This window comes from Bacillus sp. CDB3 (assembly GCF_002081505.1).
In the GTDB taxonomy this organism is placed as follows: Bacteria; Bacillota; Bacilli; order Bacillales; family Bacillaceae_G; genus Bacillus_A; species Bacillus_A cereus_AT.
The window spans coordinates 1-1,833 of sequence record NZ_ALBR01000087.1 but is presented as its reverse complement, the minus strand read 5'-3'; the positions used below and the strand labels follow the sequence as shown (position 1 = coordinate 1,833).

The window sequence follows — 1,833 nt, the reverse complement described above, 5'->3', positions numbered from 1 at the left end:
ATAGTATAATTCTGAGATTTTTATTTGAAAATTGAGAAAGTTAGAATATAAAAAATTCAGATTAAAAGGTTCTGATGTAAAATCTCTAAAAATTGATATTTATCAATAGATACACAATGGTAAAAAAAATAATTTGTAATATATTAAGTAATGTTGGGCTGAAGTTAAAAGGATATGTTGTGTTGGTCGAAAAGATATATGTTAAACCCTTTTATACTGGTTTTAGCCCGACATGTATATAAGAACGAAAATGAGAAGGAGGGATTTCTATGAAAACAATCCTTATTTTTCAAGAAGCATTTCCATAGTTAAGTTGAGGGTGTTGCAAAACTCATAAATATTCAAAAATGAATGCATAAAGAAATCCGTTTTCCTGGAAAAATGATAGTATCCCAAACTATCACTGGAAAGGACGGATTTACTAGTATGATAACCAAATTTGATGAAAATCAATCCATTTTACAGGTTTTATTTGCATACGTAGACAGTTTAACTATTGGAGGCGTTCCCCCTGTGACAGGTCGTCCACCCATCTGTAGAAAAGCTTTACTGAAATGTTTTTTCTTGAAAACTGTATTCCAAATTGATTCTTTACGCAAATTAACTCGGTTTTTGCATCAATATCCTTCATTTCGTGTATCTTGTGGTCTTTCTTTTGTTCCTCATATATCTACTTTTTCACGTGTAGGTACTTGGTTTCGCAACGAAGGAATTCCATTGATTCATAAACAAACTCTTCAAGAAATGAATTTAGGGCTGATTCCGTGTGTTTTAATTGATAGTACAGTCTTACGGAGTAGTTTATACGATTCCCAAGCAAAATGGAGAAAATCTACTCGTTATGGTTGGTATAAGGGCTATAAAGCTCAGGTCTGTGCTACACACGAAGGTGTTGTATTGTCCTATACATTTACAACAGCAAACGTACATGATAGCAAAATGGCTCCTGTATTACTTCAAGATATACAAGAGCGAAATGTCCTGTTTTCCATGGCAGATGCGGCTTATGATAGTCAGCACATTTATGAAGTTGCACAAACACGTGACATCTTTGCCATAAATCCAATCAACCCTCGAAATGGTGAAAAAATTAAGAATACAAATCGTCGTGTATTGTCTCATTTTATACAAACCATCTTTGGAAAACAGTTGATGAAAGAGCGTGGGAAAATTGAACAACAGTTTAGTACATTAAAAGATAAAGGGCTGGAACAGCCTCGTTGGTATGGTCAAAATCGCTATCTACTACATGTTCAGCCAGTTTTTCTGATTCATAACATTGCATGTTTATTTTAGTTTTGCAACACCCTCTATATCGTTAATCCAAACAGTTGGTGGATAAAGATATTCTGATTTTGGACAGACTGATCCTGTAAATGTACTTGCTCTTTTTTGATCATATACATGGCCTCTAATCCAGCAATCATTTTTTTCGCTGTACGAAAAGATTGTAACCCTAACATATTCCAAATACGTTTTTTGATAAATCGATGATCTTGTTCCATCATATTATTCAAGTATTTCTTGACCCGTAGTAAGATACTTGATGGTAAGCTGTTTTCTTGTTTTAACTCTCGGATTGCAGGAGGATAGGCTTTATCTCCATCTACGTTAATCACACGAGGAATCGTCCCATGACAAGTAGCCAGGGCTTTCTGAAAGAAAGTTTTGGCAGCCTTGGTATCTCTTTTTTTACTGAGGTAACAATCAATCGTATTTCCTTCGGAATCTACTGCCCGATACAGGTACATATCTTTTCTTTTGATTTTAATGTAGGTTTCATCCACCTTCCAAGAATCATTCGTTTGTTTCAAATGTCTTCGAATTCTCTTA

The 1,833-nt window shown here is 34.4% G+C and carries 2 protein-coding genes; one reads left to right on the top strand and one right to left on the bottom strand.

Annotated elements, in window-relative coordinates; translation table 11 throughout:
• Nucleotides 1-426 precede the first annotated feature (426 nt).
• Nucleotides 427-1,296 (top strand): transposase, encoded by an 870-nt coding sequence (locus tag CDB3_RS21270; RefSeq protein WP_128855861.1) that lies wholly within the window; start codon nt 427-429, stop codon nt 1,294-1,296.
• 14 nt (nt 1,297-1,310) lie between these two features.
• Here the strand turns inward: CDB3_RS21270 and CDB3_RS21265 are convergent.
• On the bottom strand, nt 1,311-1,833 hold a 523-nt coding region (locus CDB3_RS21265), incomplete at its 5' end, for an IS6 family transposase (RefSeq protein WP_128855860.1).